Annotated in this window: 27 protein-coding genes and 3 pseudogenes; 6 read left to right on the forward strand and 24 right to left on the reverse strand. The window is 69.9% G+C overall.

Annotated elements, in window-relative coordinates:
- Positions 1 to 675, forward strand: coding sequence for a response regulator transcription factor (locus ACFXPL_RS20305; RefSeq protein WP_384921059.1), 675 nt, complete (start codon positions 1 to 3; stop codon positions 673 to 675).
- Complete coding sequence (locus tag ACFXPL_RS20310; RefSeq protein WP_384921062.1) at positions 672 to 2,024, forward strand: sensor histidine kinase; 1,353 nt, start codon at positions 672 to 674, stop codon at positions 2,022 to 2,024. Before ACFXPL_RS20305 ends, ACFXPL_RS20310 begins: the two co-directional genes overlap by 4 nt.
- On the opposite strand, the gene ACFXPL_RS20315 is transcribed toward ACFXPL_RS20310, so the two are convergent.
- The 7 genes from ACFXPL_RS20315 to ACFXPL_RS20345 form a co-directional block, all read right to left on the reverse strand.
- Complete coding sequence (locus ACFXPL_RS20315) at positions 2,005 to 2,817, reverse strand: hypothetical protein (RefSeq protein WP_384921065.1); 813 nt, start codon at positions 2,815 to 2,817, stop codon at positions 2,005 to 2,007. The genes ACFXPL_RS20310 and ACFXPL_RS20315 overlap by 20 nt on opposite strands.
- Positions 2,818 to 3,067: 250 nt before the next feature.
- On the reverse strand, positions 3,068 to 3,790 hold the full coding sequence (locus tag ACFXPL_RS20320) for a methyltransferase domain-containing protein (protein ID WP_384921068.1): 723 nt from the start codon (positions 3,788 to 3,790) through the stop codon (positions 3,068 to 3,070).
- A complete protein-coding gene (locus ACFXPL_RS20325) occupies positions 3,787 to 4,419 on the reverse strand; it encodes a DUF2064 domain-containing protein (RefSeq protein ID WP_384921071.1) in 633 nt (210 codons plus the stop codon). The genes ACFXPL_RS20320 and ACFXPL_RS20325 overlap by 4 nt, the downstream gene beginning before the upstream one ends.
- Entirely contained in the window at positions 4,416 to 5,171 is a 756-nt protein-coding gene (locus ACFXPL_RS20330; RefSeq protein WP_384921074.1) for a glycosyltransferase family 2 protein, read from the reverse strand. Before ACFXPL_RS20330 ends, ACFXPL_RS20325 begins: the two co-directional genes overlap by 4 nt.
- Before the next feature lie 93 nt (positions 5,172 to 5,264).
- The gene (locus ACFXPL_RS20335; protein WP_384921077.1) at positions 5,265 to 6,353 is read right to left on the reverse strand and encodes an NAD-dependent epimerase/dehydratase family protein; all 1,089 of its coding nucleotides are present in this window, start codon (positions 6,351 to 6,353) and stop codon (positions 5,265 to 5,267) included.
- A gap of 169 nt (positions 6,354 to 6,522) precedes the next feature.
- Complete coding sequence (locus ACFXPL_RS20340) at positions 6,523 to 7,071, reverse strand: hypothetical protein (protein WP_384921080.1); 549 nt, start codon at positions 7,069 to 7,071, stop codon at positions 6,523 to 6,525.
- A complete protein-coding gene (locus ACFXPL_RS20345; protein WP_384921083.1) occupies positions 7,068 to 8,351 on the reverse strand; it encodes a molybdopterin-dependent oxidoreductase in 1,284 nt (427 codons plus the stop codon). Before ACFXPL_RS20345 ends, ACFXPL_RS20340 begins: the two co-directional genes overlap by 4 nt.
- Positions 8,352 to 8,470: 119 nt before the next feature.
- Here ACFXPL_RS20345 and ACFXPL_RS20350 point away from each other — a divergent pair, with 119 nt between their 5' ends.
- A complete protein-coding gene (locus ACFXPL_RS20350) occupies positions 8,471 to 9,946 on the forward strand; it encodes a hypothetical protein (RefSeq protein ID WP_384921086.1) in 1,476 nt (491 codons plus the stop codon).
- Positions 9,947 to 10,071: 125 nt separating this feature from the next.
- Here the strand turns inward: ACFXPL_RS20350 and ACFXPL_RS20355 are convergent, their stop codons facing one another.
- From ACFXPL_RS20355 to ACFXPL_RS20390, 8 genes are all read right to left on the reverse strand, one after another.
- Positions 10,072 to 10,266 carry a hypothetical protein gene (locus tag ACFXPL_RS20355; protein WP_384921089.1) on the reverse strand — a complete coding sequence of 65 codons (195 nt, stop codon included), beginning with the start codon at positions 10,264 to 10,266 and terminating at the stop codon, positions 10,072 to 10,074.
- Positions 10,267 to 10,297: 31 nt separating this feature from the next.
- Entirely contained in the window at positions 10,298 to 10,732 is a 435-nt protein-coding gene (locus ACFXPL_RS20360) for an SRPBCC family protein (RefSeq protein ID WP_384921091.1), read from the reverse strand.
- Between the two features lie 61 nt (positions 10,733 to 10,793).
- Complete coding sequence (locus ACFXPL_RS20365) at positions 10,794 to 11,372, reverse strand: TetR/AcrR family transcriptional regulator (RefSeq protein ID WP_384921136.1); 579 nt, start codon at positions 11,370 to 11,372, stop codon at positions 10,794 to 10,796.
- A 22-nt stretch (positions 11,373 to 11,394) separates the two neighbouring features.
- Complete coding sequence (locus ACFXPL_RS20370; RefSeq protein WP_384921094.1) at positions 11,395 to 12,228, reverse strand: alpha/beta fold hydrolase; 834 nt, start codon at positions 12,226 to 12,228, stop codon at positions 11,395 to 11,397.
- Between the two features lie 372 nt (positions 12,229 to 12,600).
- A complete protein-coding gene (locus tag ACFXPL_RS20375) occupies positions 12,601 to 14,091 on the reverse strand; it encodes a carboxylesterase/lipase family protein (RefSeq protein WP_384921097.1) in 1,491 nt (496 codons plus the stop codon).
- Between the two features lie 110 nt (positions 14,092 to 14,201).
- Entirely contained in the window at positions 14,202 to 15,101 is a 900-nt protein-coding gene (locus tag ACFXPL_RS20380; protein WP_384921100.1) for an MBL fold metallo-hydrolase, read from the reverse strand.
- 106 nt (positions 15,102 to 15,207) lie between these two features.
- Positions 15,208 to 16,179 (reverse strand): hypothetical protein, encoded by a 972-nt coding sequence (locus ACFXPL_RS20385; RefSeq protein ID WP_384921102.1) that lies wholly within the window; start codon positions 16,177 to 16,179, stop codon positions 15,208 to 15,210.
- Positions 16,180 to 16,336: 157 nt separating this feature from the next.
- The gene (locus ACFXPL_RS20390) at positions 16,337 to 17,236 is read right to left on the reverse strand and encodes a helix-turn-helix domain-containing protein (RefSeq protein WP_384921105.1); all 900 of its coding nucleotides are present in this window, start codon (positions 17,234 to 17,236) and stop codon (positions 16,337 to 16,339) included.
- Positions 17,237 to 17,332: 96 nt separating this feature from the next.
- Between ACFXPL_RS20390 and ACFXPL_RS20395 the strand changes: the two are divergent.
- A pseudogene (locus tag ACFXPL_RS20395) lies at positions 17,333 to 17,453 on the forward strand (IS481 family transposase); the annotation flags it as partial.
- 483 nt (positions 17,454 to 17,936) lie between these two features.
- Here ACFXPL_RS20395 and ACFXPL_RS20400 read toward each other — a convergent pair.
- Together ACFXPL_RS20400 and ACFXPL_RS20405 are read right to left on the reverse strand one after the other, a co-directional pair.
- Entirely contained in the window at positions 17,937 to 19,466 is a 1,530-nt protein-coding gene (locus tag ACFXPL_RS20400; RefSeq protein ID WP_384921108.1) for a helix-turn-helix domain-containing protein, read from the reverse strand.
- A 295-nt stretch (positions 19,467 to 19,761) separates the two neighbouring features.
- Positions 19,762 to 19,989 (reverse strand): hypothetical protein, encoded by a 228-nt coding sequence (locus ACFXPL_RS20405; protein ID WP_384921111.1) that lies wholly within the window; start codon positions 19,987 to 19,989, stop codon positions 19,762 to 19,764.
- A 262-nt stretch (positions 19,990 to 20,251) separates the two neighbouring features.
- On the opposite strand from ACFXPL_RS20405, the gene ACFXPL_RS20410 reads away from it, so the two are divergent.
- Positions 20,252 to 20,560, forward strand: coding sequence for a hypothetical protein (locus tag ACFXPL_RS20410; protein ID WP_384921114.1), 309 nt, complete (start codon positions 20,252 to 20,254; stop codon positions 20,558 to 20,560).
- A 194-nt stretch (positions 20,561 to 20,754) separates the two neighbouring features.
- Here ACFXPL_RS20410 and ACFXPL_RS20415 read toward each other — a convergent pair whose 3' ends face one another.
- Entirely contained in the window at positions 20,755 to 21,120 is a 366-nt protein-coding gene (locus tag ACFXPL_RS20415) for a DoxX family protein (RefSeq protein ID WP_384921139.1), read from the reverse strand.
- Positions 21,121 to 21,150: 30 nt separating this feature from the next.
- On the opposite strand from ACFXPL_RS20415, the pseudogene ACFXPL_RS20420 reads away from it, so the two are divergent.
- Positions 21,151 to 21,411 (forward strand): annotated as a pseudogene (locus ACFXPL_RS20420) (transposase family protein); the annotation flags it as partial.
- A 24-nt stretch (positions 21,412 to 21,435) separates the two neighbouring features.
- Here ACFXPL_RS20420 and ACFXPL_RS20425 read toward each other — a convergent pair.
- The 6 genes and pseudogenes from ACFXPL_RS20425 to ACFXPL_RS20450 all read right to left on the reverse strand — a co-directional run.
- Positions 21,436 to 21,651: pseudogene (locus ACFXPL_RS20425) on the reverse strand (hypothetical protein); the annotation flags it as partial.
- A gap of 371 nt (positions 21,652 to 22,022) precedes the next feature.
- The gene (locus tag ACFXPL_RS20430) at positions 22,023 to 22,568 is read right to left on the reverse strand and encodes a hypothetical protein (RefSeq protein WP_384921117.1); all 546 of its coding nucleotides are present in this window, start codon (positions 22,566 to 22,568) and stop codon (positions 22,023 to 22,025) included.
- A 102-nt stretch (positions 22,569 to 22,670) separates the two neighbouring features.
- Complete coding sequence (locus ACFXPL_RS20435; RefSeq protein WP_384921119.1) at positions 22,671 to 23,144, reverse strand: hypothetical protein; 474 nt, start codon at positions 23,142 to 23,144, stop codon at positions 22,671 to 22,673.
- 66 nt (positions 23,145 to 23,210) lie between these two features.
- Positions 23,211 to 23,882 (reverse strand): hypothetical protein, encoded by a 672-nt coding sequence (locus ACFXPL_RS20440; RefSeq protein WP_384921122.1) that lies wholly within the window; start codon positions 23,880 to 23,882, stop codon positions 23,211 to 23,213.
- A gap of 576 nt (positions 23,883 to 24,458) precedes the next feature.
- Complete coding sequence (locus tag ACFXPL_RS20445) at positions 24,459 to 25,085, reverse strand: hypothetical protein (RefSeq protein ID WP_384921124.1); 627 nt, start codon at positions 25,083 to 25,085, stop codon at positions 24,459 to 24,461.
- Entirely contained in the window at positions 25,082 to 25,321 is a 240-nt protein-coding gene (locus ACFXPL_RS20450) for a hypothetical protein (protein WP_384921126.1), read from the reverse strand. The genes ACFXPL_RS20445 and ACFXPL_RS20450 overlap by 4 nt, the downstream gene beginning before the upstream one ends.
- Between the last annotated feature and the right edge of the window lie 101 nt (positions 25,322 to 25,422).

Raw genomic sequence — 25,422 nt, forward strand, 5'->3', positions numbered from 1 at the left:
ATGGTGACACTCGCCCGCGTTCTGATCGTGGAGGACGACCACGGCCTTCGCGACGTGCTGGCCCGCGGCCTGCGCGACGAGGACTTCGACGTCGTGACCGCCCCGGACGGCGCCGTCGCCCTGCGGACGGTCGACCGGTCCGTGGACGCGGTGGTGCTCGACATCGGGCTGCCCGACTCGGACGGCCGGGACGTGTGCCAGGCCATGCGCGGTGCGGGCATCACCGCCCCGGTCATCTTCCTGACCGCCCGCGGGAACCTCACGGACCGGCTCTCCGGCTTCGCGTCCGGCGGCGACGACTATCTGGTCAAGCCCTTCCACCTGAGCGAACTGGCCGCGCGGCTGCGCGCGGTACTCAGCCGGGTGGGCCCGTCGCAGGTCGTCACCGACGGCACGGGGGCCCTCCGCCTCGATCCGGTCCGGCACGAACTGAGCGTCCACGACCGCCCTGTCGCCCTCACGCCCACCGAATTCCGTCTCCTCGCCCGCTTGATGGCGGAGCCGGGCGCAGCCGTCCGCCGACGAGCGCTCCTGCGGGCAGGCTGGCCGGAGGGCGCGCAGGTCAGCGACAACACGCTCGACCAGTACCTTGCAAGGTTGCGGCGGAAGCTGCGCGAGGCGGACTGTCCGCACCGTATCCATACGGTCCGAGGGATCGGATACCGCTTCGGATGAGACGCCTCCGTGCGGCACCCACCCTGCGAGGCCGTCTCGCGCTGATGGCGCTGGTCGCCGGCGCCCTGTGGATCGCGGTCCTCACGACCGCGTTCAACCTCGCCCTGGACAACCGGCTCCGCCAACAGGCCGACGACGTGGTGCGCACCCGCGCGGAAGCGGTCGGCGCCACTGTCGAGGCCCGGCCGGACGGCCGACTCGTCGTGCGGGAGCCCGCACAGGACCAGGCTCTGGACACCGGTGTCTGGATCTATCAAGGTCGACAGGCCGTCGAGAAGCCCTCCGGCGCGTCCGGCCCACTGCGGCGACAGGCGGATCTGCTGGCTGGGAAGAGCCATGTCTTCGCCGACAGTCCGGGCCCCGGGCCTTGGCGGCTGTACGCGCTCCCCGTCGCGAAGGCGGACGGCTCGGGCCAGGCGGGGACGGTCGTGGCGTCGGTGAGCCTGGACCCGTACCGCAGTACGGCCGATACGGCGCTCGTGGCGTCCACCGCCCTGGCCGTGGCCCTGCTGGGTGGCAGCTACCTGCTCACCCGGCTGGTGGTCCGGCACGCTCTGCGACCTGTCGCCGTGATGAGTGACCAGGCCGCCCGATGGAGCGGGTCCGCGGCCCCGGAACGCTTCGGCTCCGCCGGACGGCCCGCCGAACTCGCCGCACTCGCCGCCAATCTCGACGTCCTGCTGGACCGACTGGCCGCCGTCCTGCGTCACGAACAGCACCAGGCGGCCGAGTTGTCGCACGAACTGCGCACCCCGCTGGCCCGCGTCACCGCCGAAATCGACTGGCTGAACCTCCGGCCCCGCGAAGAGTCCGAGCAGCGGGCTTCCCATGAGGCCATCGCCGACGCCGCGGCGACGATGCGGCAGATCTGCGACTTCCTGCTCTCCGAGGTCCGCACCCGCGAGTCGCCGGCTCCCGGCCGCTGCCGCTTCCCCGATCTGATCCACCGGCTGCTCGCACGGGACCGCGCCGAGGGCCCCGGCTCCCCGACAGTGACGATCTGGGGAGACCGGGTGGACATCGGGGTCTCGGAGGAGGTCGCCGAGCGCATTCTGACGCCCCTGCTGGACAACGCGCGCCGCTACGCCCGGCACGCGGTGACCGTCAGATGTGCGGCGGGCGCCGGACGGATCACGCTGTACGTCGTCGACGACGGGCCCGGGGTCCCCGAAGAGTTCCGGTCCTCGCTGTTCGAGCCCGGCCGCCGCGCGGATCCCGGCGACGGTCACGACGGCGCGGGGTTGGGCCTGGCGCTGGCCAGGCGCCTCGCCCGCGCCGCCGGCGGAGACATCACGTTCTCGGGTGTGGGCCCCGGTGCCTCGTTCGCCGTCAGCCTGCCCGCGGGCTGATCGGCTCCGCCACAGCCACGTCCCGCTCGGTGCGGGACAGAAAGACGACCAGACCGAGAATGACCGCGAGGAACAGGACACTGGTGCCGACCGCGCCGAGCCCGAGACCGCCGTCGGCCCGTGGCTGGGACAGGTAGTCGCCCAGCGAGGCACCGAGCGGCCGGGTCAGCACGTAGGCGATCCAGAACGACCACACGGCGTTGAGGTCCAGCGAGTGGTGCGCGAGGGCCACGAGGGCGATCAGACCGGCGAAGAGGACGGCGGACAGCCAGTACCCCACGTTGAGACGCTCGGCGGTCAGATCCCCGGCCGCGGTGCCGAGGGCGAACGTGAACAGGATCGCGAGCCAGTAGAAGGCTTCCCTCCGGCCGGTCCGGATGGTGTGGATCGACAGAGTCCGCTCGCTCAGGTACCAGGCGGCGAAGGTGAGGGCGAGGGCCACGGCGAACACCGCCGTCGTCGTCTCCAGCGGGACTCCGAGGTTGTCGGTGAGATTGTCGGTGATCAGCGTACCGACCACGCTGATGAGCACGACGGCGAGCCAGTACACCCACGGCACATAGGCCCGGGCGCGGAACTGGACGACCAGAGCGACGGCCAGCAGACCGGCCATGACGTACGAGGTGGTGGCCAGACCCAGGCCCAGGTCCGCGTTCAGGAGGTCGGCGGCGGTCTCGCCGACGGTCGTGCACAGCACTTTGATCACCCAGAAGTACAGGGTGACCTCGGGAACCTTGTTCGCCATCCGCCGATGCCGGGAGTACGACCGGGCTGCATGCGTGTTGGTGGTCATGGAGGCGACGCTCCCAGGACGTACCTGAACGTTTCCTGACCGCGTCGGGCGGCTGACGAGCAGGTTTCGCCTGGCCGCCGATCGGCGCCGCCGGCCGGTGGTGCTCCTTGTGTGGGCGACTGGGGCTTCTCGGGGTTGGGGCTGGGGCAGGAGAACGTCCAAGGCGCCATGAACGGACGCCGCGGAGGCAGGTGGACAGCCAGTGGTACCGCCGTCCCGGAAGCCTGGAACCTCTCCAACCACCGCCATATCAGGGCAGGTTGGGCAGGTTTCGTTTCTGTCGCCGTAGGGCGACGAAGGAGCGTCCTCCTGCCGTCCACTGTTCCGTCGGTGTCCAGCAGGTGGTGCGGCTGTAGCGGACCAGGGCTTCGGCTCCCAGCCGTGCCCAGGTGAACACCGGTCCTGACGCGCCCGTGCCGTTGTCGAGCTGTGCCTGGAACTGTTCGTCCAGGTCTTCGGCTCCGGCTCCGTCCGACAACGCGGTTTCCACGATCAGTGAGGCTGACGGGCCGAGGATTTGAGTGGCGCGGGTGAGCAGTGCCTTGGGGTCGCCACCGATGCCGATGTTGCCGTCGAGGAGGAGTCCCGTGTCCCAGCTCCCCTCGTGAGGCAGTGGTTCGAACACCGAGCCGACCATCGCGCTGCCGCCGGTGTGGACGGTGCGTGCCACGGCCGCCGGACTGACGTCGATGCCGAGCACGGTGCCGCGTCGAGCGGTCAGCGCGGTGACGATTCGGCCGGGGCCGCAGCCGATGTCGAGCACCGCGCCGCGACACCGCTCCAGCACGGTCAGGTCCGCCGCGTCCGGCGCCGCGCACCAGCGTTCCACCTCCAGGGGCAGCAGTCGGCCGTCGGAACGCCGCAGGAAGAGCGGGCCACGTCCCGCGCGCAGCGCCTCGGTGTACGGGTCGGCCTGCCAGGGAGCCGTGGGGCGGATCCGTACCGCCCCACCTCCGGTGTGGGCGCCGGTCACCGCACACCCGCGGCGGCGAGCCGACGGTGGGCCGCCGCGAAGCGGCTGTCCGCGGCGAGGGTCGCGACCAGCGCCGCGTCCTGCGCGGTGTCCACGTCGCGGAGTTCCGGAAGATCGCGTACGACGAGCCCCGCGGCGGTGAGCCGCCGGCGCTGCACCGCCCCGGTCTCGGGCATCGACATGGGGACGCCCCGCAGCAGCTCCGGCTTCGGCGCGGCGAGTCCGAGTGCCCAGAACCCGCCGTCGGTGGCGGGTCCGAACCAGGCGTCACACTCCTGCCAGGCGTCCGGCGACAGGGCGGGGGCCAGCAGTTCGGGGGTGAGTTGCGGCGTGTCCATTCCGACGAGCAGCGCGGGCCCGGCGCACTGCCCGAAGGCGGCGGCGAGCCGTTCGTCCAGCGGGCCCGCCGACTGCCGGATCACTTCGACGCCCGGTGGCAGCCAGGGGCCCGGAGTACCGTCGAGAACGAGCACCCGGCGGCGGGCGGGTGCGGCCAGCACGGCGGCGAGGGTGTCGGCGAGCGCCGCTTCGGCGAGGGCGGCGGCCTCCTCGGGGGTGAACGGTGGGGTGAGCCGGGTCTTGACCCGGCCCGGCAGGGGTGCCTTGGCGATCACGAGCAGCGTGGTCATCGCAAGCCCGTCGTCGCTGTCGCCGTGGTCTTCGCTGCCGCGCGAGGTGGCTCGGCGAGCACGCCTCGCATGTCACGCACCGCCTGCCAGGTGCCGCGCCAGGTGCCGGTCACCTTCGACTTCCCGGCCCGGGCCAGATACGGAACATCGTGTTCCGTGACTCGCCACCCCGCGTCGGCGGCCCGTACGACCATCTCCAGGGGATAGCCGCTGCGCCGGTCGGTGAGACCGAGCCCGAGCAGCGCCCCACGGCGGGTCGCCCGCAGCGGTCCGAGGTCACGCAGCGGCAGCCCCGTTCTGCGGCGCGTCATACGGGCCAGCGCGAGATTCCCGGCGCGCGCGTGCGCCGGCCAGGCCGAGCGTCGCTCGGGACGGCGACGGCCCAGCACCAGATCGGACCGGCCCGCCGCCACCTCGGTGACGAAGGCGGTCAGCAGCCCGGGGTCCAGGGAGGCGTCGCAGTCGCAGAAGCAGACGAACTCTGCCTCGGCGGCGAGCAGTCCGGCGTGGCAGGCGGCCCCGAAACCACGCCGGGGCTCGTGCACCACCGTCGCGCCGAGCGCCGCGGCGATCTCCGCGGAGCCGTCGGACGAGCCGTTGTCGACCACGATCGCGCGCCAGCCGGCCGGCAGGCGCTCCAGGACCCAGGGCAGGGCGAGGGCCTCGTCGAGACAGGGCAGTACGACGTCGGCGGTGGCGGGGACGGCGCCCGGCGCGGGAACGCCGGACCCCGTGGGGCGGGGGTGGGTCACAAGTATCTCCGCGTGGATTCCGTGATCGGCAGACCGGCAGGGAGCGACGAGCAAGGGACGGAAGGGACTGGCAGCGGTACGGGGGCCGTCGGGTCAGGAGGCCGGTGCCGCCATGGACTCCGGTGCGACCGCGGCCCCGCGCTGGCCCGAGCGGGCGAACTCCGTCATGCCCGCCGCGAATCCCACCGTGGGCCGCCAGCCCAGTTCCGTTCGCAGCCGCCGCGACGAGGCGGTGATGTGCCGGACGTCGCCGAGCCGGTACTCCCCGGTCACCACCGGTGCGGGACCGCTGTACGCGTCCGCCAGCGCCGTCGCCATCTCGCCGACCGTGCGCGGTTCCCCGCTGCCGGTGTTGAAGGCGCTCAGCACACCGGGCTCCCGCTCCCGCACGGCGGTCAGCGCCAGCGCGTTCGCCGCCGCTACGTCCCGCACATGGACGAAGTCCCGGCGCTGGCCGCCGTCTTCGAAGACCCGCGGCGACTCGCCGCGCGCCAGCGAGGAGCGGAAGAAGGAGGCGACCCCCGCGTACGGGGTGTCGCGAGGCATCCCCGGCCCGTACACGTTGTGGTAGCGCAGCGACACGGCCCGGCCGCCCGTCGCCCGCGCCCAGGCCGCCGCGAGGTGTTCCTGCGCCAGCTTCGTCGCCGCGTACACATTGCGCGGATCGGGTGCCGCTTCCTCACCGATCAGCCCGGGTGTCAACGTCGCTCCGCACTCCGGGCACCGGGGCTCGAAGCGCCCCGCCGCCAGGTCGGCCGCGACGCGCGGTCCCGGTGCGACCCGGCCGTGCCGGGGGCAGTCGTAACGGCCCTCGCCGTACACGACCATCGAGCCGGCCAGCACCAGGTCCCGTACGCCGGTCTCCGCCATCGCGGCGAGCAGGGTGGCGGTGCCCAGATCGTTGCAGCCCACATAGGCGGGTGCGTCGGCGAAGTCCTTGCCGAGTCCCACCATCGCCGCCTGGTGGCACACGGCGTCCACCCCGCGCAGCGCTTCCCTGAGAGCGGGCCCGTCCCGGACGTCCGCCTCGGTCCACTCCACTCCGGGGGGACGCGGCGGCGGTACGGGGTGAGCCGTGGGCAGCAGGACGTCCAGGACGACGGGCTCGTGGCCGGCCGAGGTGAGGGCAGTGACGATGTGCGAGCCGATGAAGCCCGCGCCTCCGGTGACGAGTACGCGCATGCCGGTGACGCTATGCGGCGGAAGGTCCGCAATGACGCTTCCGCGCCGCGCTGTCGAAGCTCCGGAGGACCGGCGGCCCTGAGGATCACCCCTTCGGCCCCGCGTGTGACCGCGCCTCGCCGCCGCACGCCCACGGCCGGCCAGCTGTACCCGGGCGCCACAGGGCCGCTCATCGGCCGGCGGACCGTCGTCCGAAGCGGCCCCCGACGTACCGGAGCCCACGGATCACCCGCCGGGTGTCCGGTCGCCACCTGCGGATGACCAGCAAGATCCCGGTCGCCGCGAACAGTGCGGCCGAGATCAGCAGCCAGCGGCCCAGGAACACGTCCGTCGACAGGCCGGTGGCCCGCTCGTAGTCGGGCGGGTCGCCCAGCACCAGGGGCCAGTAGACCAGGAGGAGAAGCAGGGACAGGAAGAAGGGGACCCGGAGCCAGTTGATGTCCTTCCAGGAGGTACGCCGCCGGCCGCCGAGGGCCTTGTGCGTCAGCCAGTCCGCTCCCGTGTAGAGCGGCACCAGGACCAGGTCGTGCAGCAGGGCCGCACCCACGAACCAGACGGCGATGGCGGGCCAGTCGCCCCGTAACAGTCTGACCAGCGCATAGCCGCACAGCGCGAGGGAGGCGAGCAGGACGACGAGATGGAGCGGCGGCTCCCCGTACACCGCGCGGAAGCGTTCCGCGGCGCTCCGGCGCACGCCCGTCCAGGTCAGTTTCCTCACGCGGTCGCCCCGAAGGTCAGCCGCCGCACCCATTTGGTGTTCATCACTCCTGGCGCGCCGGGCATGATGATCCGTGCCGGGCTGCCGTGGTCCGCCGACAGCGGGGCGCCGTTGACGCGCAGGGCGAGGAGTGAGCGGGGATCGCGGACCTGGTTGTCGCGGAGGGCGACCGCGCGGAAGGCGCCGTGCGGCTGAAGGGACTCGACGAAGACCCCGGGCGGTTCGTGCCCCAGGGCGACCAGTCCCGCCAAGTCGGCCAGCCGGACGCCCTCCCAGAGCTGGTTCTCGGTCGACCAGCCCTCGACGCACGCGATCGGCAGTGCGGAGCGGTGTTGGGGGAGCCGTTCCACCTCGGCCCGTGTGAGGGTCACCTGCCGGCCGGCGCCGCGGACCACGAGCCGCCAGTCGGCGCCGATGTCGCGGGCGGTGATGTGGGCCAGTGCGGCGGTCTTGTTGACGGGGAATCCGTTGGGCCCCGAACCCGGCTGTCTGCCGTGCGGGGCGAGCAGAGCCGTCCTGCGCCAGGGACCGCCGATGCTCTGCCCCACCGTCACCACGAACAGGACCAGGGACCCCGCACCGGCCAGCGCGAGCGCGCCGCGCCGCGAGACGGTCGGCGCCGCGGGAAAGGGGGTGACCAGCCCGGTGGCGTCGGGTGGTTCCGGAATTGTCGTGGCCACCGGAGTACGCAGCTCCGTGCGGGTGTCCCTTGTGCGCAGCGCCCGCACCATCCGGGGCAGGCGCAGGATCACATGGGCGATGAACGCGCCGACGAAGACCCAGGCTCCGTAGAAGTGCAGTTGGTAGAAGGAACCGGGGAAGAGGTAGTCGAGCTGGATGTTGAGCAGCCCGGTGACGAATTCGAACAGCGCGCCGCCGACCAGCAGGAGCAGCGACAGCCGGTCGAGCGCGTGGCCGGGCGACCGTACCGGAGGCACGGTGTACAGCTTCGGCACCACCGACCACAGCTTCGCGAGCAGGATGGGGACGAGCACGACCCCGAGCGTGACGTGGACGCCCTGGGTGACGCGGTAGAGCCAGTACGGGTCGGTCGGCCAGGCGAAGAGGTAGAAGCCCAGCAGACCCTTGTCCGGCGTCTTGTCGTTGACAGGGGCGAGATCCGGGTTGTACGCGGCGTACGACAGCAGCCCCGTCACGAACAGCACGGGAACGCCGACGAGCAGCACCAGCCCGAACACGGACGTCAGCCACGGACCCCTGACCGGACTGCGCCAGAAGACGCGCCGCACGGCGGTCCGGGCCCGGGAAGAGACATTCATGGCAGGACCGTACGCCGACCACATCGTTACCTACCGGTATAAAAGGTGGCGAAATTCGTGCCCCGGTGACGCGCCGTGGCCTTTCGGGATTGCGTGCCCGGCGCACATAACGTGACGGCGTGACCCTGCATTCGCTCCCGCGCCGTTCGCCTTCCGCCGAGGCCGAAGCGGCCGCGAGGTCCCCCCACCGCCTCGACCTGCTCACAGCGGCCTCGGGCGCGTTCCTGTTCGCCGCCGCGGCCGTGGCCGGCGCGGCCATCGAGCACACCACCGGCAGCCTGCGTGCCCCCTGGCCGCCACTGCTCGCCCGCTGGACGCCCCATGTGGGTCCGGGGACACCTGCCGCGCTGCTGGTCGCGGCTCTGGTCGTGCTGTACGGCCCGGCGGTGGCGGCACGCCTGTCCTGGCCTCGCCTGACGTGGGCGGTCTGGCTCTCGGCCATGGCCTGGACCTGGTCGCTCGCCCTCGTGGACGGCTGGCGGACCGGGGTGGCGGACCGGCTGACGACACGCTACGAATACCTGCGCGGGGTGGACCGTTTCGCCGATGCCGGCGCGGCCCTGCGTGACTTCAGTCAGCACATCGCCGGCGGTACGCCGGGCAGTTGGCCGCCGCACATCGCCGGACACCCGCCCGGCGCCGTACTGACCTTCGTCGGTCTCGACCGGATCGGCCTCGGAGGCGGGGGATGGGCCGGGACCTTCTGCATCGTCACCGGCAGTTCGGTGGCGGTGGCCGTCCTGGTCACCCTGCGCGCGCTCGAAGCGGAGCGCGCCGCCAGAACCGCCGCCCCCTTTCTCGTCCTCGCGCCCGCGGCGGTCTGGGTGGGCACCTCGGCGGACGGCTACTTCGCGGCGGTCGCCGCCTGGGCCCTGGCCCTCCTCGCCCTCGCGGCCGGGCATGGACCATCCGGGCGCGGCCGACGGCGAGGATCGCTGGCCGCGCTGGGCAGCGGACTCCTCTTCGGACTGACCCTCTACCTCTCCTACGGCCTGGCCCTCATGGCCCTTCCCGCTCTGACGATTCTCCTGTGCGCCCGCACCGCACGCCCGGTACCCCTCGTCCTGCTGGGCATCACCGCGGTCGCCGCCACCTTCACCCTCCTGGGCTTTCGCTGGTGGGAGGCGTACCCGCTGCTGGTCGAGCGCTACTACCAGGGATCAGGCGGCGTACGGCCCTACGCGTACTGGATCTGGGGCAACCTCGCCTGCGTCGTACTCTGCTCGGGCCTCGCCGCGGTGGCGGGCCTGCGCCGCGCCCTGGCCGCCGCCCCGCTCCTTCTGCGCCGGCACCGGGACCTCCCGGCCAGGGAAGGCCGTCGAGTGCCGTGCCCTCCCGCGACGAGCTCCGAACCGGCCCTGCCCCATGAGCACCTCACCCCCGTCGTCCTGATGATGTGTGCCTTCCTGGCAGCATTGCTGGCAGCCGATCTCTCCGGCATGAGCAAAGCCGAAACCGAACGCATCTGGCTCCCCTTCACCCTGTGGCTACCGACGGCCGCAGCGCTGCTCCCCGCCGGGGGGCGGCGGGGATGGCTCATCGCGCAGGCCTCCCTCGCGCTGCTCACCAATCACCTGCTCCTCACCTACTGGTGACGCGGTGACCTGAGTCAGGGGCCGGTACCAGGCTGCTCGGGCGTACAGTCCCGGAGAAGTCCCGCGGACGAACCCGTCCGAAGACCATCTTGCACGGTCGTTGCACAAGCCGAACAGTGCAGGAGTCACGCGGCCCTCGTGCAGGCGTTCCGGACCGCGATGCGGATCTTGGAACCGGCTCCCGTGATCCGGTGCACGTACCCGGAAACTCGTGGTGGCTCTATTCGCGAGTAGTTGAACACCATCGCCAGGGCTGCGGCCCGGCTGCCGGCGCCGCGGGTGAGCAGTTCGACCTGGACGCGTGCCCGGAAAGGCTCCATCGTCGCGTCGTGCCGGCAGATGAGGGCGTCGTCACCGTGTGCTCTCGGTGTGGCCTTCCACCCGCTGCTTGAGGCCCTGGTTGAACGCGGCGTACCCGTCGTGCTTGGGCGTCCTCAGCAACCGCCGGGTCAGGGTGGTCAACGCGCCGGAGAACTCCTCGCGGTTGGTCAGGCGGGTGGTGCCGTCGTGGTTGGGGGAGAGGACAAAGGAGTGCTGGCCGTGGAACAGCCGCTTTGTGCCGAGCGTGCCTGCCCACCGCAACTCCTGGCCGGGTGTCGCGACGGTGACCGTGGGCCTGAAGGTCATGCCCGGCATGCGCATGGTGAGTCTGCTTCCCACTTGAGCGGTTCCCTCAGCTGCGGAGAAGTTGCTCCACTCGCCGTAGGTGGCGAAGTCGGTGAGGACGTTCCACACGTCTTCCGGGGCGGCGTCGATGTCGATGACGGCGGTGAGCACTGCGTCCATGACGGTTTCCACTTCTGGCGGGGGTGGGGAGGAAGGGTTGGCGGTCCGGCGGGCGTGTGGTCTACCGGTGATGATCGGCGGGGTCTGCGGCGGCGGGGTCTGTGTCCGCGGCGGGGCGAAGGCCACGGTCGACGAGGTCGATGAGGTATTCGAAGCTCTCGCCCACGTCGGTGGACCACTGGAATCCGCCGGATGCCTGCAGGCTGGCGAAGCCGTGGAAGACGCTGCGCACCGCCCGCAGCGCGTGGGTCATCTCCTGTGGGCCGATGTCGTATCCCCGCAGTACCGCTTCGAAGGGGCCGATCCCCCGTCTGGAGGCGAGCATGATCGGGTCGTCGGGACCGGTCGGCGTGAGGCCGAGGGTGGCCGCGTAGCGGCCGGGGTGGGTGAGCACGTAGTCGCGGAGTGCTCCGGCCGCGGCGGCCAGGGCGTCGCGCCCGGAGCGGCCCTGGATGGCCGTGCCGATCGCGTCGGCGGCCTCGTCGAAGGCGAGCGCCGCGATGCGCCGGTGGAGGTCGTCCTGGCTGGCGATGTGCTTGTAGAGCGACGGGGCGCGCACCCCGACCCGCTCGGCCAGCCGGCCCATGGTCAGCTCGGTGAAGCCGATCTCGTCGGCGAGCTCGGCGGCGGCGGCGACGATCGTGGCCGCGTCCAGGCCTGCCCTAGGCACCGACGCCGGCCAGGAAGGTCAGGACCGCGGTGAGGGTCTGCTGGGGGAACTGGACGTGCGGGTAGTGACCGGCCCCCTCGATCATCTCCAGCCGGCCCAGACCGGTCGGGAGGTCGGCGATGATCGCCTCGCCCTCGGCCTGCGGCGAGGCCCAGTCGGGGTCGAGGGTGCCCTGCACGATGAGCACGGGGCAGGTGACGTTGCCCAGCTGTTCACCGGCGTCGGCGGGGGAGATCTTGCCCATCGCCTGCAGGACCTTCATCCGGCCGGGCTCCTGGAGCATCGCGGTGATCTGCCCCATGCGGGTGTCGAAGTCCGCGGGCTTGGAGCCGGGGTAGGCGGCGTCCAGGTACTTGGCCCACTGCCGGGTGCTGCCGAGGATGGTGGTGCCCATGAGATGGGTCGCGCCGCGGCGGTAGCCGGCCACCCGCAGGTCACCGAGCCTGACCTGCTGCTTGCGGGTGAAGGGCGCGAGCTCGACCAGCGCGGTGATGAGCTCCGGGGCCTGGGCTGCGGCGATCGTGACCGCACCGCCGGCGATGGAGTGGCCGACGAGCACCGCGGGTCCGCCGAGGTGTTTCACCAGGGCGATCAGGTCACCCGCGAGGTCGGTGCGTGTGTAGGACGCCCACCCGACGCTGGACTCACCGTGGCCGCGCAGGTCCACCGCGGCGACTCGGTATCCGGCTTCCACCAGGGCGGGGGTGAAGAACCGGTAGGCCTCGCGGCTGTCGCCCATGCCGTGGGCGACCACCACCAGGGGGCCGGCGGCGCCGCTCATCTCGTAGGCGATGGTCCCACCGTTGACGTTCAGGAACTCGGTCACGACTACCTCCATGTGGCCGGCTAGCCCATTGGCTATCCGCATTAACTAAAAGCTATCAGCATTAGCCAGGAAGTCAATCCCGCCGATGGAGCCGCGGGCAAGGCACCAGCACGGCCAGGACGGGGATCAGCATGGTCAAGGCCGGAGAGGGGATTGCCGCGGTGGAGCCGGGGTGGCGGTGCGTCGACAAAGCCGGTTTTGAGGGGCTCGCGACCTCTTGGCCGAGCTGCTGACCGTCAGTGGCGGGATGATCGGTCGCGTTGAGCCTCGCGGTAGGCCGGCTGTCCGCTTCTGCGGGAGCTTCGTCCGGACATGAGGGTGATGGCTGCCCGGGTGATCAGCGACTCCGAGTGCTGGATGAGCCGTTCGCACTCAGTTCCAGGCTTGTCGTTCCTGGCTGCGGGGGTCGTCGACCTGGTTCCACTTGTCGTCGATGCGCATGGTGGTTCGGCGCTTGTTGGTGTACGGCTCCCAGCCGGGGGCGCCGGTTCTGGCGAACCGGACCCAGGCCCCGTGCATGCGGGAAGCGAGATCCGCGGGAGGCCGCTTCGGTCCGAGCAGGCCGTGAGGGCCGTGCAGTTGGGGGAGATGGGTGCGGTCGAAGACGAAGGGAAGTTCCATCGTGTGGGCGGCACCGAGATCTCCTCCCACGGCCTGGGAGCGCCACGCGAACTCGTAGCTGTAGGTGTGGGACCGGGAGTGGGTGGCGTGTGCGTCGGCCAGGGCCCGGCTGCCCGCGCCGAATGCGGCATCGCCCATGATGGCGGCCCGCAGCTCGCCGAAGGATGCTTCGGGCCGTGCTGTGCGATAGGCCTCGATGAGCCGCACCGGTTGGGGGTGGGACCGGGTCGCCGCGGCGTCGACGTCGGCCGCGGTCGAGGTGGTGTAGGCCCCTGCGGGGACGAGATAGAGGTTGCCCTCCTCGGAGGTGGTTCCGATGAGCAGGTCGATGCCGGCTGCCAGGCCGGCGGCGACGGATTCCGCGGGCTGCATGTCCAGGACCAGGCTGAAGGGGCTGAGCCCGACCAGAGGGTCGTAGTGGGTCTGGGTCTGCAGGTCGATTCCGGCGAGTTGGCCGGCGGCCTCGACCAGGCGCTCGTCGGGAATGTCCGCGAAGGCGTCGGCGTGAGGCTCGACCCCCAGGGCCCCGGCTGCTGCCCGGGTGACGCGGCCGGCCTGCTGTGCGGTGAACGCCCCCATGCCGCTGCCACTTTGAATGATCGCCCGGCGCAGGAGGCCGGTGGCCTCGGGCATGGCGAGGACGCCACCGACGATGGTGGCGCCGGCCGACTGACCGAAGAGTGTGACGTTACGGGCATCACCACCGAAAGCGGCGATGTTCTCCCGCACCCAACGCAGTGCGGCCACCACGTCGAGCAGGCCGCGGTTGGCCGGCGCTCCGGGGAGGTCGAGGAATCCTGGGATGCCGAGCCGGTAGTTGAGGGTGACGAGTACGACGCCGTGGCGAGCGAAGGCGGAGCCGTCGTACAGCGCGGACCGTGTGGATCCGGCGACGAACCCGCCGCCGTGGACGAAGACCATGACGGGCAGGTCTTCGTCTGAGGCGGCAGGCTTGCGGATGTTGACGGTGAGGTAGTCCTCCCCGCGGCTCCAGCCGGCACCGAAGTAGGGGGACATGTCCACCGCGCCGAGCTTGCGTTCGGACTGAGGGGCGTTGGGACCCGGCACCGTGGCGTCCCGTACACCGTCCCACGGTTCGTGCGGCTGCGGCGGGGCGAAGCGGCCGGCGCCGAGGGGTGCGGCGGCGTAGGGGATGTTCAGGAAGGCGGCGGTGGTGTCCTGACGCAGCCCTCGGACCGCCCCCTGGGCAGTCGTGAGGATGGGATCGCTGTCGTGGCCCACGATGGTTCCTCTCCGTGGCTCAGGTGGCCGTCGGAAATGGGATGAAGGCGGCCCGAGACCCCGGCCCCGCGGTGGCGGCCGGGGTCTCGGCTGTGAATCCGGCCTGCGGGTCAGAGGCGGTCGAGCGAGGCCCACCGCTTGATGCCGAACGCGCTGCCGCTGCGCTCCACTTCCAGGGCGCCGTGCCCGGCGAAGTGGGCGGGCAGGACGAGCGCATTGGTGTCCGCGGCCCAGCCGAGAATTTCCTGCCGGGTCTCGCGGGCGGCGTGGGGGTCCTCGCAGAAGCAGCTGTTGTGTTGTGGCTGCATGATCTGGAAGGGGGAGTGCAGCAGGTCGCCCGAGAAGACCGCGCGCTCGGTGCCGGAAGCCAGCATGACCACGCTTGATCCCGGTGTGTGGCCGGGCGCGGCCCGCAGGCGGAGATTGGCGTCGATGGTGTGGCTCGTTTCCCAGAGTGTGACCTGGCCGGCGGCGTGTACCGGTGCGATGCTGTCTTCGAAGACGTTCTGGTTGACCCCGCCGGCTATTTTCGGGTTGTTGGCCGGGTTCCAGAACTCGAAGTCGGCCTTGGGCATCAGATATGAGGCGTTGCGGAACGTGGGAACCCAGGACTGGCCCTCCAATCGGGTGTTCCAGCCGACATGATCGACGTGCAGGTGCGTGTTGATCACAATGTCGACGTCGTCGGGGCGTACGCCCGCCCGCTCCAGATTGCCGAGGAAGTCCAGCTCCAGGTGGCCCCAGGACGGTACGTAGGGGCGTTCCTTGTGGTTGCCGACGCCGGTGTCGATGAGGATGGTCCTGCCTTCGCTGCGCAGCACCCAGGTCTGCACGGCAACGTTGCAGATATCGGTCTTCTCATCGAGGAAGTCCGGGACGACGACGGAACGGAGTGCGTCCCACTCGTGCTTCGGCGATTCGGGAAAGAACACGTCCGGGGTCATCCCGACGGATCCATGCATTTCCTCAACCCGTGTCACCTCGACGTCGCCGAGAGTGATGTCGCTCATGATGCTGCTCCTGTATCTGTCATGGTTCTCGTGCAGTCGTGCCAGGCGGCTCGGAGCCGATTTGGATCCAGGGCGCGCGAGCCCGGCAAGATCCAAACGAGAGGCCCTAGCGGTGGCCGTGCAGGCGGGCGAGCAGGAGGTTGGGGTCCTTGGCCGTGGTGTAGGCGGCGTTGAGGACGTACACCTCCTTGCCGCGCAGTGCGACGGAGGTGGGGTTCTGCAGTCCGTCGTCGGTGTCCAGAACGGTGGTGTTGGTGCCGTCGGGCTGGATGAGTACAACCTTGTTGGGGGCGTCGAGGGTGGCGAGCACCTCGTCGCCGCGGCCGGTGAAGGCGAAGTCGTCGATACCGGCCAGGCCGGTTGCCTTCACCTGCGGGACGCCCGCCCGGTTTCCGTGACGGATCGGGATGCGCACGAGGGTGCCCTTGTCGAGGTTGCTCACCCAGAGCGCGCCGTCGTGCACCTTCGCACCGTTGGCTCCGAGGAAGCCGGTCGCAGCGAGCTCGGGCGCGGTGGACCAGGCGGTGGGCCGGCCCCCGGAAAGAGGGACGGCCCACACGGTGCCGAGCGCCGAGTCGGTGATGTAGAGCTGCTTGCTGTGCGGGTCGAGCGCCAGACCGTTGGGCAGGCCGTTCGCGGGCAGCGCGGCGATGCGCTCCGGTGCCTTGCCGGGCGTCAGCCGCCACAGGCCCGTCAGGTCGGCGGTGCCGGTCGCGTACAGCGCGTACGTGCTTCCGTCCGGAGCCTGGACGATGCCGGTGGTGAGGGGGAATCCGAGGGCGGGGGTCTTGACTCCGCCATCGGCGGGTGCGGGCAGGGTCGCCAGGATGCGGGTGCTGCCCCCGGGGGTGATCTGAGCGATCTGGCGGCTGCCGGCGAAGGTCACGTTGGCCTTGCCGTCGGGCAGCAGCGCGATGTTCTCGGGCATCTGGCCTGCGGCCAGGTCGAAGTGGTTGGTAATCCGAACGTGGCTCAGGGGCTTCGGGGCCGCCGGGGTGGCGTCGGCCGGGAGGGCCAATGCGATGGCCGCTGCGGCCATCGTCGCAGCTGTTGCGAGGAGACTGTTTCGCTTGCGCATGGGTACCTTCTCTGTTTTCAGGCATGCGGGCATGCCGCGGCCAGGGGTGTGTCGGGAGGTATGTGGAGCCCGACAGTTGGAGGCGGGATGCGGCGCCAATTACGCGCGCTCAGGGCGTCCTTGGCCGCTGAAGGGGCTTGAGGAGGGGCTTCTCAGGTCAGGAGGGGCGGGATTGTGCGCCTCTGCGGGTTTGGGCTGTCTCGCTCGGCCCGCTGGCGTGGGCGAGGAGGCTGAGGGCTGTTGCGGAGGGGGACCCCGCAGTGGCCGTGGCGATCACCACGGCCGGCCCGTCTCCTTGCGGACTCTGCAGTGTCTGCTGAGTGACGGTCAGGATCCCGACCGTGGGATGGTGCATCTCGTAATCGGCGACATCGCAGGCCAAAATCCGGTGGTCGGCCCACATGGCCGCAAACTCCGGGCTGCGCATGGTCAGCTCGCCGACGAGTCCGGCCAGCAAGGAGTCCTCCGGATACCGGCCGGCCGTCAGGCGCAGGTTGCCGACCACGGCCCTGGCCTTGGCGGGCCAATCGGTATAGAGGTCCCAGGTGTGCGCGTCGAGGAATACCAGCCTCGCCATGTTCGGCCGACGGCCCAGTTCAGCGGGGCTGTCCCGGTCGACATGGCCGGCAAACAACGCGTGTCCCTGCGTGTTCCAGGCCAGAACGTCACTACGGCGGCCCATGACGATGGCGGGTGTGCCTTCGAGAGCTGACAGCAACGCGCTGGTGGCCGGGGGAACACGCTCGGGACGGGGACGCGGCGCAGCTCTGCCCCGCTTCGGCGCACGGGCGAGTTCGTGCAGATGGGCCCGCTCGGACTCGTCCAGACGCAGGGCAGTCGCGATCGCGTCGAGCACCTCGCGCGAGGCGTTGCGCGACTGACCCTGCTCAAGCCGGGCGTAATAAGGAGCGCTGATGCCTGCGAGCATCGCCAGCTCCTCCCGCCGCAACCCCGGCACCCGGCGCCGCTCGCCGTAGTTCTGCAACCCGACATCCTCGGGGAGCAGAAGGCCCCGGCGTGCCTGGAGGAAGTCGGCGAGCTGCCCGTGCTTGTTCATGACACCGAGTATGCGCAGCACCGCCGATCCGCGCCTCACCCTGCTGGGGTGCGGATCCGCAGAATCTGGCCGCTCTCCGTACCGGCCCCCACGATGAGGCGTATGCCCCGTTTCCAGGTCTCACCGACCCACCGCCCAGCGGTGGGTCGACCGCTGTCGCGAACTCGGCGAGGCCGGGATGGCCGACCGGTCCAGTTGCCGCCCCTGCCGCAGCCCCTGAAGGACACCGGCCCGCCCGGAGGCATGAGCCGGCTCCGTCTGTCTGAGCGCAGGTCTGGCTGCGAGCAGGCACTGTTCCGGGCGTCGGGCGCGGTCAAGTGCCCGTTCCTGCGCGGCGATTGCACGGTAGGCGTCGCGTCCGCCGTTGTTGCCACGTATACCGTCCTCGACCAGCACTGTTGCTCGGACCGGTTGAATCCAAGGATCGCGGTTCACCTCGTCGACCAGACGTGGTCGGCGTGACACGACCGACAGCGGACGTTGCGAGGCCACTTCGGCGACAACTCTCCGTGAAGGCTGGCGGGCACTCAGGCGCCTCTGACGCATCGTCAGTCATCCAAGATCATCTTGCATGTGCGTTGCACAATGTGCTGAAAAACAACAGTGATCAGTGGGAGGCTGTGAAGGTAGGTATCCGCAGGTCAGCTGGCATGTTGAGGTGTTGTGCCCCTTGCCCCCAAGGGGCACGACACCGCGCTGGTCAGATGTCCCGGAAGATCTCGATCTGCGCGCCCACCGAGTTGAGCCGCTCCGCCAGGTCCTCGTACCCCCGGTTGATGACATAGACGTTGCGCAGTACGGACGTGCCCTCCGCCGCCATCATCGCCAGCAGCACGACCACGGCGGGCCGCAGCGCGGGCGGGCACATCATCTCGGCTGCGCGCCAGCGGGTCGGGCCCTCCACCAGGACGCGGTGGGGGTCGAGGAGCTGGAGGCGTCCGCCGAGGCGGTTGAGGTCCGTGAGGTAGATGGCGCGGTTGTCGTAGACCCAGTCGTGGATCAGGGTCTGGCCCTGCGCGACCGCCGCGATGGCCGCGAAGAACGGCACGTTGTCGATGTTCAGGCCGGGGAACGGCATCGGGTGGATCTTGTCGATCGGCGCCTCCAGTTTCGAGGGCCGTACGGTCAGATCCACCAGCCGCGTACGGCCGTTGTCGGCGCAGTACTCGGTCGTACGGTCGTGGTCGAGGCCCATCTCCTCCAGCACCGCCAGCTCGATCTCCAGGAACTCGATCGGCACGCGGCGGATCGTGAGCTGCGACTCGGTGACCACGGCGGCGGCGATCAGGCTCATCGCCTCGACCGGGTCCTCGGAGGGGGAGTAGTCCACGTCCACGTCGATGGAGGGCACGCCGTGCACGGTCAGGGTGGTCGTGCCGATGCCGTCGACCCGTACGCCCAGCGCCTCCAGGAAGAAACAGAGGTCCTGGACCATGTAGTTGGAGGAGGCGTTGCGGATGACGGTCGCGCCGTCGTGGCGGGCGGCGGCCAGCAGGGCGTTCTCGGTGACGGTGTCCCCGCGCTCGGTCAGGACGATCGGGCGGTCGGGCGAGACGGAGTGGTCCACCTGGGCGTGGTACAGCCCCTCGGTCGCCGCGATGTCGAGACCGAAGCGGCGCAACGCGATCATGTGCGGCTCGATGGTGCGCGTACCGAGGTCGCAGCCGCCCGCGTACGGTAGCCGGAAGGTGTCCATCCGGTGCAGCAGGGGGCCGAGGAACATGATGATCGAACGGGTGCGGCGGGCCGCCTCCGCGTCGATGGCCTCCATGTCCAGTTCGGCGGGCGGCACGATCTCCAGGTCCACACCGTCGTTGATCCAGCGGGTGCGGACGCCGATGGAGTTCAGCACCTCCAGCAGCCGGAAGACCTCCTCGATGCGGGCCACGCGGCGCAGCACGGTACGGCCCTTGTTGAGCAGCGAGCCGCAGAGCAGCGCCACACACGCGTTCTTGCTCGTCTTGACGTCGATGGCCCCGGAAAGCCGGCGTCCGCCGACCACCCGCAGATGCATCGGGCCCGCGTACCCGAGGGACACGATTTCGCTGTCGAGCGCCTCACCGATGCGCGCGATCATCTCAAGGCTGATGTTCTGGTTGCCGCGCTCGATGCGGTTCACGGCGCTCTGGCTGGTGGCCAGCGCGTCGGCGAGTTGGCTCTGTGTCCACCCCCGGTGCTGCCGGGCGTCACGGATGAGCTTGCCGATGCGTACGAGGTAGTCGTCTGCCATAGCGGAAGGTTATCTCACATGTGAGATAAGTGCTCTCCTGGGGTGGGGTGTCGGAGTGTCACCGGTCCATCCTGCGGCCGACCGGGCGGCGCGACCACCCGGGTGCGGCCGTACGGGTGACCGCGCCGTCAGGCCGGCGTCGGCCTGCCGGAACGGCACCTCTGCCCGGTCCCTTCCTCGGTCCGCCGGTACGACCGCGAAGGGGGGGCAGTGGTCAGTCGCCGTCCTCCCCGACGGTCGGGCGACGGGCTTCGCGCCGGCCCGCGTAACGCTCCTCGCGGCCGTCGGCCCGGGCTCATCGCTGTCGCTCCTTGATGTGGGAGCGCATCTTGCATCCTGAGCAGCAGTGGCCGCCGAACAGCAGCAGGGCGGCGGGGTCTTCCCACCGGCAGTGTGTGTCGGCGGACTCCCGCGCCGGGCTCGGCGGCGGGTCGCACACGTCGTGACGGTGATCGTGGACCGGCCGTGGGCCGTGCTCGGCGTGGCGTACCCACAGCGGCTTGGTCCTGTCCGTACGGGACATCTTGTTCCCTCCGGAACCGCCGCCAGGACCCGGAATTTCCGGGCGGGCGGCCAGGTTCGCCACTTCACGGCGACACCTCCTTCCTCCGGTCGCCGCTCCGACCGGCTTGGCGTGGACGGCGGTTCGGGGCGCTCTCCACGCGGCAACCACGAAGTGGAGAACCTTTTACGGCCTGCACGTCTCGCCGGTCGGCCAACTCGCCTGGATCGCTGAAAAGTTCAAGGAACGGACCGACCCCGCCGCCGAGCTCCCCGAGGACGCCGTGGGCCGCGACCGCCTGCTGACCAACATCAGCGTCTACTGGTTCAGCGGCACCGCCGGCTCTTCGGCGAACCTCTACTACGAGGCAGGCCACGACGCCGGCGCCTGGGCCCCGAAGGCGCGCGGCACCGTTCCGACCGGCGTGGCCGTCGCCCTGCACACCGGTATCGCCATCCGGCGCTTCGCCGAGCGGGACCACAACATCACCCACTGGAGCGAGCTGGAGCACGGCGGCAACTTCCTCGCACTGGAGCAGCCGGAGGCGTTCGTCACCGACGTCCGTGCCTTCTTCCGCGCACTCGGCGCCTGACACCCACGGTCGGCCCCTCCGTGAACGCCCAGGCAGCCCACTGGTTCGAACGCCAGGCCGGGCCCGTGGGTGTTCGACGAGGGTGAGGCCGGCCTGCCACATGTCGGTCAGGACGCGGGTGGATGACAGAGGACGGCCGTGACCTGTCGCAGCGAAGGTTGGGTGTTCTCATCGAACATTGAGTGGTGCCGCGATCAGGAGGACGCGGTCAAGGCCAGCGAGGCGACGGCGGTGGCGAAGTAGAAACCGGGAAACGCGAGGTTGTAGAACACGCGGGCGCGTAGATGGAAGGCGAGCGCGCCCAGGTAGAGCAGGACGAGACCGCAGGCCGCGGCGGCGCCGAGGGGGCGCAGCGCGGCGTCGACGAGGCCGAGGAGGAGGCCCGCCGCGCCAGCCAGCTTGAGGGCGGCCAGCCGAGGGAGCCAGGATCGGGGGACACCCACCTCGGCCGAGTTTGCCAGCACGAAGCGCGCCCTGGCGAGGTCGGCGGCGGCGATAGCGACGTTGACGGCGGCGGTGAGCAGGGTGACGACGAGGAGCGCGAGCTGGGTACCGGTCATGTCTTCAGGGTCTGCGGGCGCTTCGGGACCGTCGTTACCGACCCGACCGGGCAGGTGCTGTGGATCTCGCCGACCTTGCGAGGCCGGTACCACGACCTGACCGCGGTCCGCACCCACCGGATCATCCGGATCTGCGAACGCCAAGGCGTCCCCGTTTCTGGCCGACCGCGCCCACCAGGGCGCCGGCCCCCGGTCACCACCGGGCGCAGACCACCGCCCGGCGCACAACCGCCCCCGACACGACGGACGGTCAACCGGGCACTGGGCGAGCCGAACGAAGTAATCCGGCGCCTGCCGCCTTCGCCCGCCGTCGTGCCGATGCAGCCAGAACGGCTCCGACGAGATCCCGACGACGTCCGGGGCGAAGTCCAGCAAGATCAGGCGGTCACGCTCCAGCCACGACTCGTAGCCCGCATGGCTGCCCGTGGTCGCCGCGCAGTACCAGCCGGGAAAGCTGTGATCGCCCTTGTTCCAGCGGAACCCGCGTACCGGCGGTACATCCTCGAACCGGACGTTCCACCCGGCCCCCAACGCTACCCGACGACGATGACCGCTATCGAGAAAGTCCAGCTCAAAGGCGCCGAGAAGGGGGGTCGGCGTACGCGTGTACCGGTTTTCCCGCCGTCTCCCCGGACAGCCAGCCCTAAACGATCACTCAACCTTCGGTGGGAAACCTGGCGGTCACCAACCTTCGATGACAATGCTCAACCTTCGCTGCGAGAGATCGGCCGGTGACCTGTCGCAACGAAGTTAGTCGGGTGGGTCCTGTTGAGCTGCGCGGACTATGTTCGGTGAGACAGGTTCTGCGAGGGTTCATGGTGGATTCGTCGGTGGCTGTCGTGTCTCCGGTGGTGTGGCCATGATCTGGTCCGTCTGACTGCGCTGCGCGGGGCGAGGCCCCTTCATTGCTCGCTGCCGACATGACGCGCTTCGAGCCATGCTGCCTCGAACTCGGCTGGGTGGATTTCCATGTCCGCCCACTCAGGGTCAAATAGGTCCACAACCGGCGGATTGAACGGCCAGTCGTCTGGGCCGCTCTTCAGCGCGGTTCCGTCGTCACTGAGCTCCACCTGGCGCAACCTGCGGCCGTCGGAGCCGACCTCCATGAGGTAGGTCGCTGGTTCATCACCGTCGCCGTCCCAGCGACGCCGGAGGTGCACGATGCTCCGGTCCGCGAGCGCGCCGAAACCGGGGCGGCCGCGCTGGGCGTCGCGCTTGGCCCGCAGCCCGTCCAGGCCCGGAGGCATAGTCGGCTCGTCAATGTCGACTTCGTCCAGGTCCTGGTCAGCCCAGTCGATGGCCTCTGGGCTGTCGACCACCTCGACTTCCGCGAAGGTCTCAAGGATCTCTCGGGGCGATCGCGCGTGGACCCACCACCACGCACCGCCCATGCCGTAGTCGTGCAGAATGAGAAAGCGCGACTTCGGCGCGGGGGGAGAGCCTGTCATACCGGCTGAGGGTAGTGGGCCTGTTGCGCCGCCGACTGCCCCATGAATCGGCAGTACGGAACCAGCGAGACATGTGGGAGTGCGATCGACCTTCAAGATGGGCTATCGCAGTGGCCCTTGCTCGTCGACGAACACGGTGGGTGTGGAGAGGAAGACGTCTGCGTTCCTCGGGCCGTAGGCGATGTTGAACGTGTCCAGCCAGTACGACCAGTCTCGTATCCCTGCCGCACTGCTGAAGCGGTAGTTGAGCTGCCAGCGGACCCACTGGCCGGGGGCGAGTCGTACTGCCGGAGGCCGTCGCGGCCGTGGCGGCAGGCCGAATAGGGGTTCCACTCGGGGAAAGACCCGCAGCCGTCCGTCGGCTTCACGGAGCTGAACATCGACCTTTCCGGGATCTTCCTGGGTGTCGTAGGGCTCGAAGTCGTCTCGCTCGTGCATGCGAATCACGTGTGCGGAACCGGCCGTGACATCCGGCAACGCGAAGCCTATCGGGGCCGCGTTCCTGCGCGAGGCAGCCGGCCCTCCCCGAGATTGCTTCGTCCAGAACGTCCGTATCCACTGGACGGTGATCTCCATGGCCTGCCCCGCCGTTTCGTCGAGGAACTCACTCTATGTCCGTGCTCAGGAACTACCGATCTCTGGTTAGCAGTCGCCAGGCGACGGGCCCGCTGTTTGTGGAAGGTTTCTGGTCTGGGGGTCCTCCAGCGGGGGGCCGATGTTCAGATCTTCGTTGAGCTTGGCGATCAGAGCGGGGGCAAGTGCCGGCGCGTAACGGGAAGCCCATTGCTCGGCGAGGGTGAGGAAACCGTGGAGCTTGTCGTGCACGGTTTGCAGAAGGTCCGGCAGATCGGCCAGGGGAAGCTCGATGGGGGTCTTTGCTGGTGGGTCCGTGTCAGGCCACACCTTGACGAGTGTTCCCCGGTGTTCGACGTGTGCGGTGGTGCCGTGACCGAGCCAGACCTCTTCGCCGTGTATGAGGCCGAGCCAGTCGCGCCAGTTTTCCAGGCCGAAGCAGCACCCCGGAGCGATCACGACGCCGGTCGCGGTGTCCTGTAGGAGGATGCCGCCCGGCGCGATGACGAGATCGACGTTCAGCAGGTTCTGGATGTGCCGGGTGCCGGGCTTGATGTCCGGGGCCGGGCCGTCGGGGTCGTCGTGGTTGTAGCTGGTCAGGACCGCCATCACTGTTCCGACTTCCAGCGGTGACATCTGGTCGGAGAGGACCAGTAGGCGGTCCGAGTTCGGGGCAGCGGTGGGCCACAGAGTGAAGTCCGCGGCGTCATAGGTTTCCACGATGGCATCCATGATCAGCACGGTTCCATTGTCGCTGCCCGCCGTTGGGGGTTCCTCTTCATTTCTCGGTGTGCGCTTGGGTCGGGAGCCGCAGGGGCCTCGGCTTCCCCGCGCTGACGTTGGCGGAAGGCCTTCTGCCGGCAGCTCGCTGAACACCAGCGCCGTGTTTCTCCGCCAGTCGCGACGGTCAGTTTCTGACCGCAGCCTGCGCAGACGACCGCTCGTTGGCTTCGCGGCTTCGGGTGGCGTTTGCGGTAGCTCTTCTGCCGGCAGGCGTGCGAGCAACGCTGCCGCCGACTGCTGCCTGCTGGCGTGATGGGCAGCAGGTCGCCGCACTCCGTGCACCGGGTGTTCTCCAGGATCGTCCGGAGAATCTGGGGCTCGCGGCCGGTCACTGCGGCCAATCGCTCCTACCGTGGATGCCCCCGGTGCAGAGGCGGCTCGCAGAGGTAAGTCCGGAGGTGTCCGGCCTTGAGATGGTTGGCGGCAGCGAGGCGTTGGATGAAGGACGTGAAGCCTTCGCCTGCGACGGGCCGCACCTGGATGGGCAGTGGGAACAGACGCCGGGCGCGTGATGGGCGCGCTTTTGTCGGTTCCTCATTGCTGCGGCTCGCGCTTCATGTGGCGGCCGCGGTGGACGTAGTAGAGCAGGGACGAGTAGGAGACGGAATAGTCGTGCTTGTCCATCAGCTCCGCCCAGATGGCTCTGCCGCGAACCCCTCGGGCGAGCATGTCGTCGACCAGGCGGATGACGGGGACCATGACCGGGTCCTTGCGGAACCTCACATCACGATCAGCGGGCCGTGCGGTGTCCAGCACGAGCCGGACTGCCCGCTGCGGGACCTCGTAACGCTCAGCCAGCGCACGGACGGTCATCGTCCCGTCGCGGGCGTCATCGGAAATGAGGTAGGAGAGCTCACCACGGCCCGGGAACAGTTCCTTGTCTGGGTAGCGGGGGTTGGGCTTGACGCGTCGTCGGGGCGAGCTCGCGTCCGCGAGCGCCCGCTCCAGCACCTGCGGAGACCGCCCGGCGGCGTCGGCGAGCCGGTCCAGGAGAGGCTTGCCGAACCAGAATGGCGGCCCGCAGAGATATCCGTGCAGATAGCTGGGCTTGAGGTGGTTGGCACGGGCGAGACGCCGGATGAAGGAGTCGGTTTCCTCACCGAGCCGCGGGGCAACCTGGACAGGCAGCCGGGCCAGCCGTCCCGATCGAGCCCCGGTCATCGGGCAACTGCCTTCTTCAGCGGCTTCGCCATGGTCTCCGCCGCATGGTCCAGGGGGATCGCGTCGATCCCTTCCTTGGTCACGCGTTCGGTGCCGCTGAGGATCGCGTCGATTGCGGCGCCTCGGATGGCGTGGGACAGCGCTCCGATCATCCCGTCGGCCCGGTTGTAGAGGTAACGGTCCAGCTTGACCAGGCTGCCCGGCGGGTGATCGTGCAGCAGCAGGGTCGCCTCCATGGTCGCGACTAGGCAGTGTCCTGGCGATCAGTTGAGTCGTTGATAGGACTGTGAGACATAGGGGTGATCTGACAGATGCTCAGTGGGAGCGGTTGGAGCCG

The organism is Streptomyces sp. NPDC059092 (genome assembly GCF_042756365.1).
Classification (GTDB): Bacteria; Actinomycetota; Actinomycetes; order Streptomycetales; family Streptomycetaceae; genus Streptomyces.

Coding starts and splice junctions, on each gene's coding strand:
- ACFXPL_RS20355 (WP_384921089.1), bottom strand. CDS start 10,266: ATGGAGCCTTTCCGGGCACGCGTCCAGGTCGAACTGCTCACCCGCGGC.
- ACFXPL_RS20445 (WP_384921124.1), bottom strand. CDS start 25,085: ATGACCGGGGCTCGATCGGGACGGCTGGCCCGGCTGCCTGTCCAGGTT.
- ACFXPL_RS20315 (WP_384921065.1), bottom strand. CDS start 2,817: ATGACCACCAACACGCATGCAGCCCGGTCGTACTCCCGGCATCGGCGG.
- ACFXPL_RS20430 (WP_384921117.1), bottom strand. CDS start 22,568: ATGACAGGCTCTCCCCCCGCGCCGAAGTCGCGCTTTCTCATTCTGCAC.
- ACFXPL_RS20390 (WP_384921105.1), bottom strand. CDS start 17,236: ATGAACAAGCACGGGCAGCTCGCCGACTTCCTCCAGGCACGCCGGGGC.
- ACFXPL_RS20335 (WP_384921077.1), bottom strand. CDS start 6,353: ATGCGCGTACTCGTCACCGGAGGCGCGGGCTTCATCGGCTCGCACATC.
- ACFXPL_RS20345 (WP_384921083.1), bottom strand. CDS start 8,351: ATGAATGTCTCTTCCCGGGCCCGGACCGCCGTGCGGCGCGTCTTCTGG.
- ACFXPL_RS20405 (WP_384921111.1), bottom strand. CDS start 19,989: ATGTCCCGTACGGACAGGACCAAGCCGCTGTGGGTACGCCACGCCGAG.
- ACFXPL_RS20310 (WP_384921062.1), top strand. CDS start 672: ATGAGACGCCTCCGTGCGGCACCCACCCTGCGAGGCCGTCTCGCGCTG.
- ACFXPL_RS20325 (WP_384921071.1), bottom strand. CDS start 4,419: ATGACCACGCTGCTCGTGATCGCCAAGGCACCCCTGCCGGGCCGGGTC.
- ACFXPL_RS20435 (WP_384921119.1), bottom strand. CDS start 23,144: ATGGAGATCACCGTCCAGTGGATACGGACGTTCTGGACGAAGCAATCT.
- ACFXPL_RS20380 (WP_384921100.1), bottom strand. CDS start 15,101: ATGAGCGACATCACTCTCGGCGACGTCGAGGTGACACGGGTTGAGGAA.
- ACFXPL_RS20305 (WP_384921059.1), top strand. CDS start 1: ATGGTGACACTCGCCCGCGTTCTGATCGTGGAGGACGACCACGGCCTT.
- ACFXPL_RS20385 (WP_384921102.1), bottom strand. CDS start 16,179: ATGCGCAAGCGAAACAGTCTCCTCGCAACAGCTGCGACGATGGCCGCA.
- ACFXPL_RS20415 (WP_384921139.1), bottom strand. CDS start 21,120: ATGACCGGTACCCAGCTCGCGCTCCTCGTCGTCACCCTGCTCACCGCC.
- ACFXPL_RS20450 (WP_384921126.1), bottom strand. CDS start 25,321: ATGGAGGCGACCCTGCTGCTGCACGATCACCCGCCGGGCAGCCTGGTC.
- ACFXPL_RS20360 (WP_384921091.1), bottom strand. CDS start 10,732: ATGGACGCAGTGCTCACCGCCGTCATCGACATCGACGCCGCCCCGGAA.
- ACFXPL_RS20400 (WP_384921108.1), bottom strand. CDS start 19,466: ATGGCAGACGACTACCTCGTACGCATCGGCAAGCTCATCCGTGACGCC.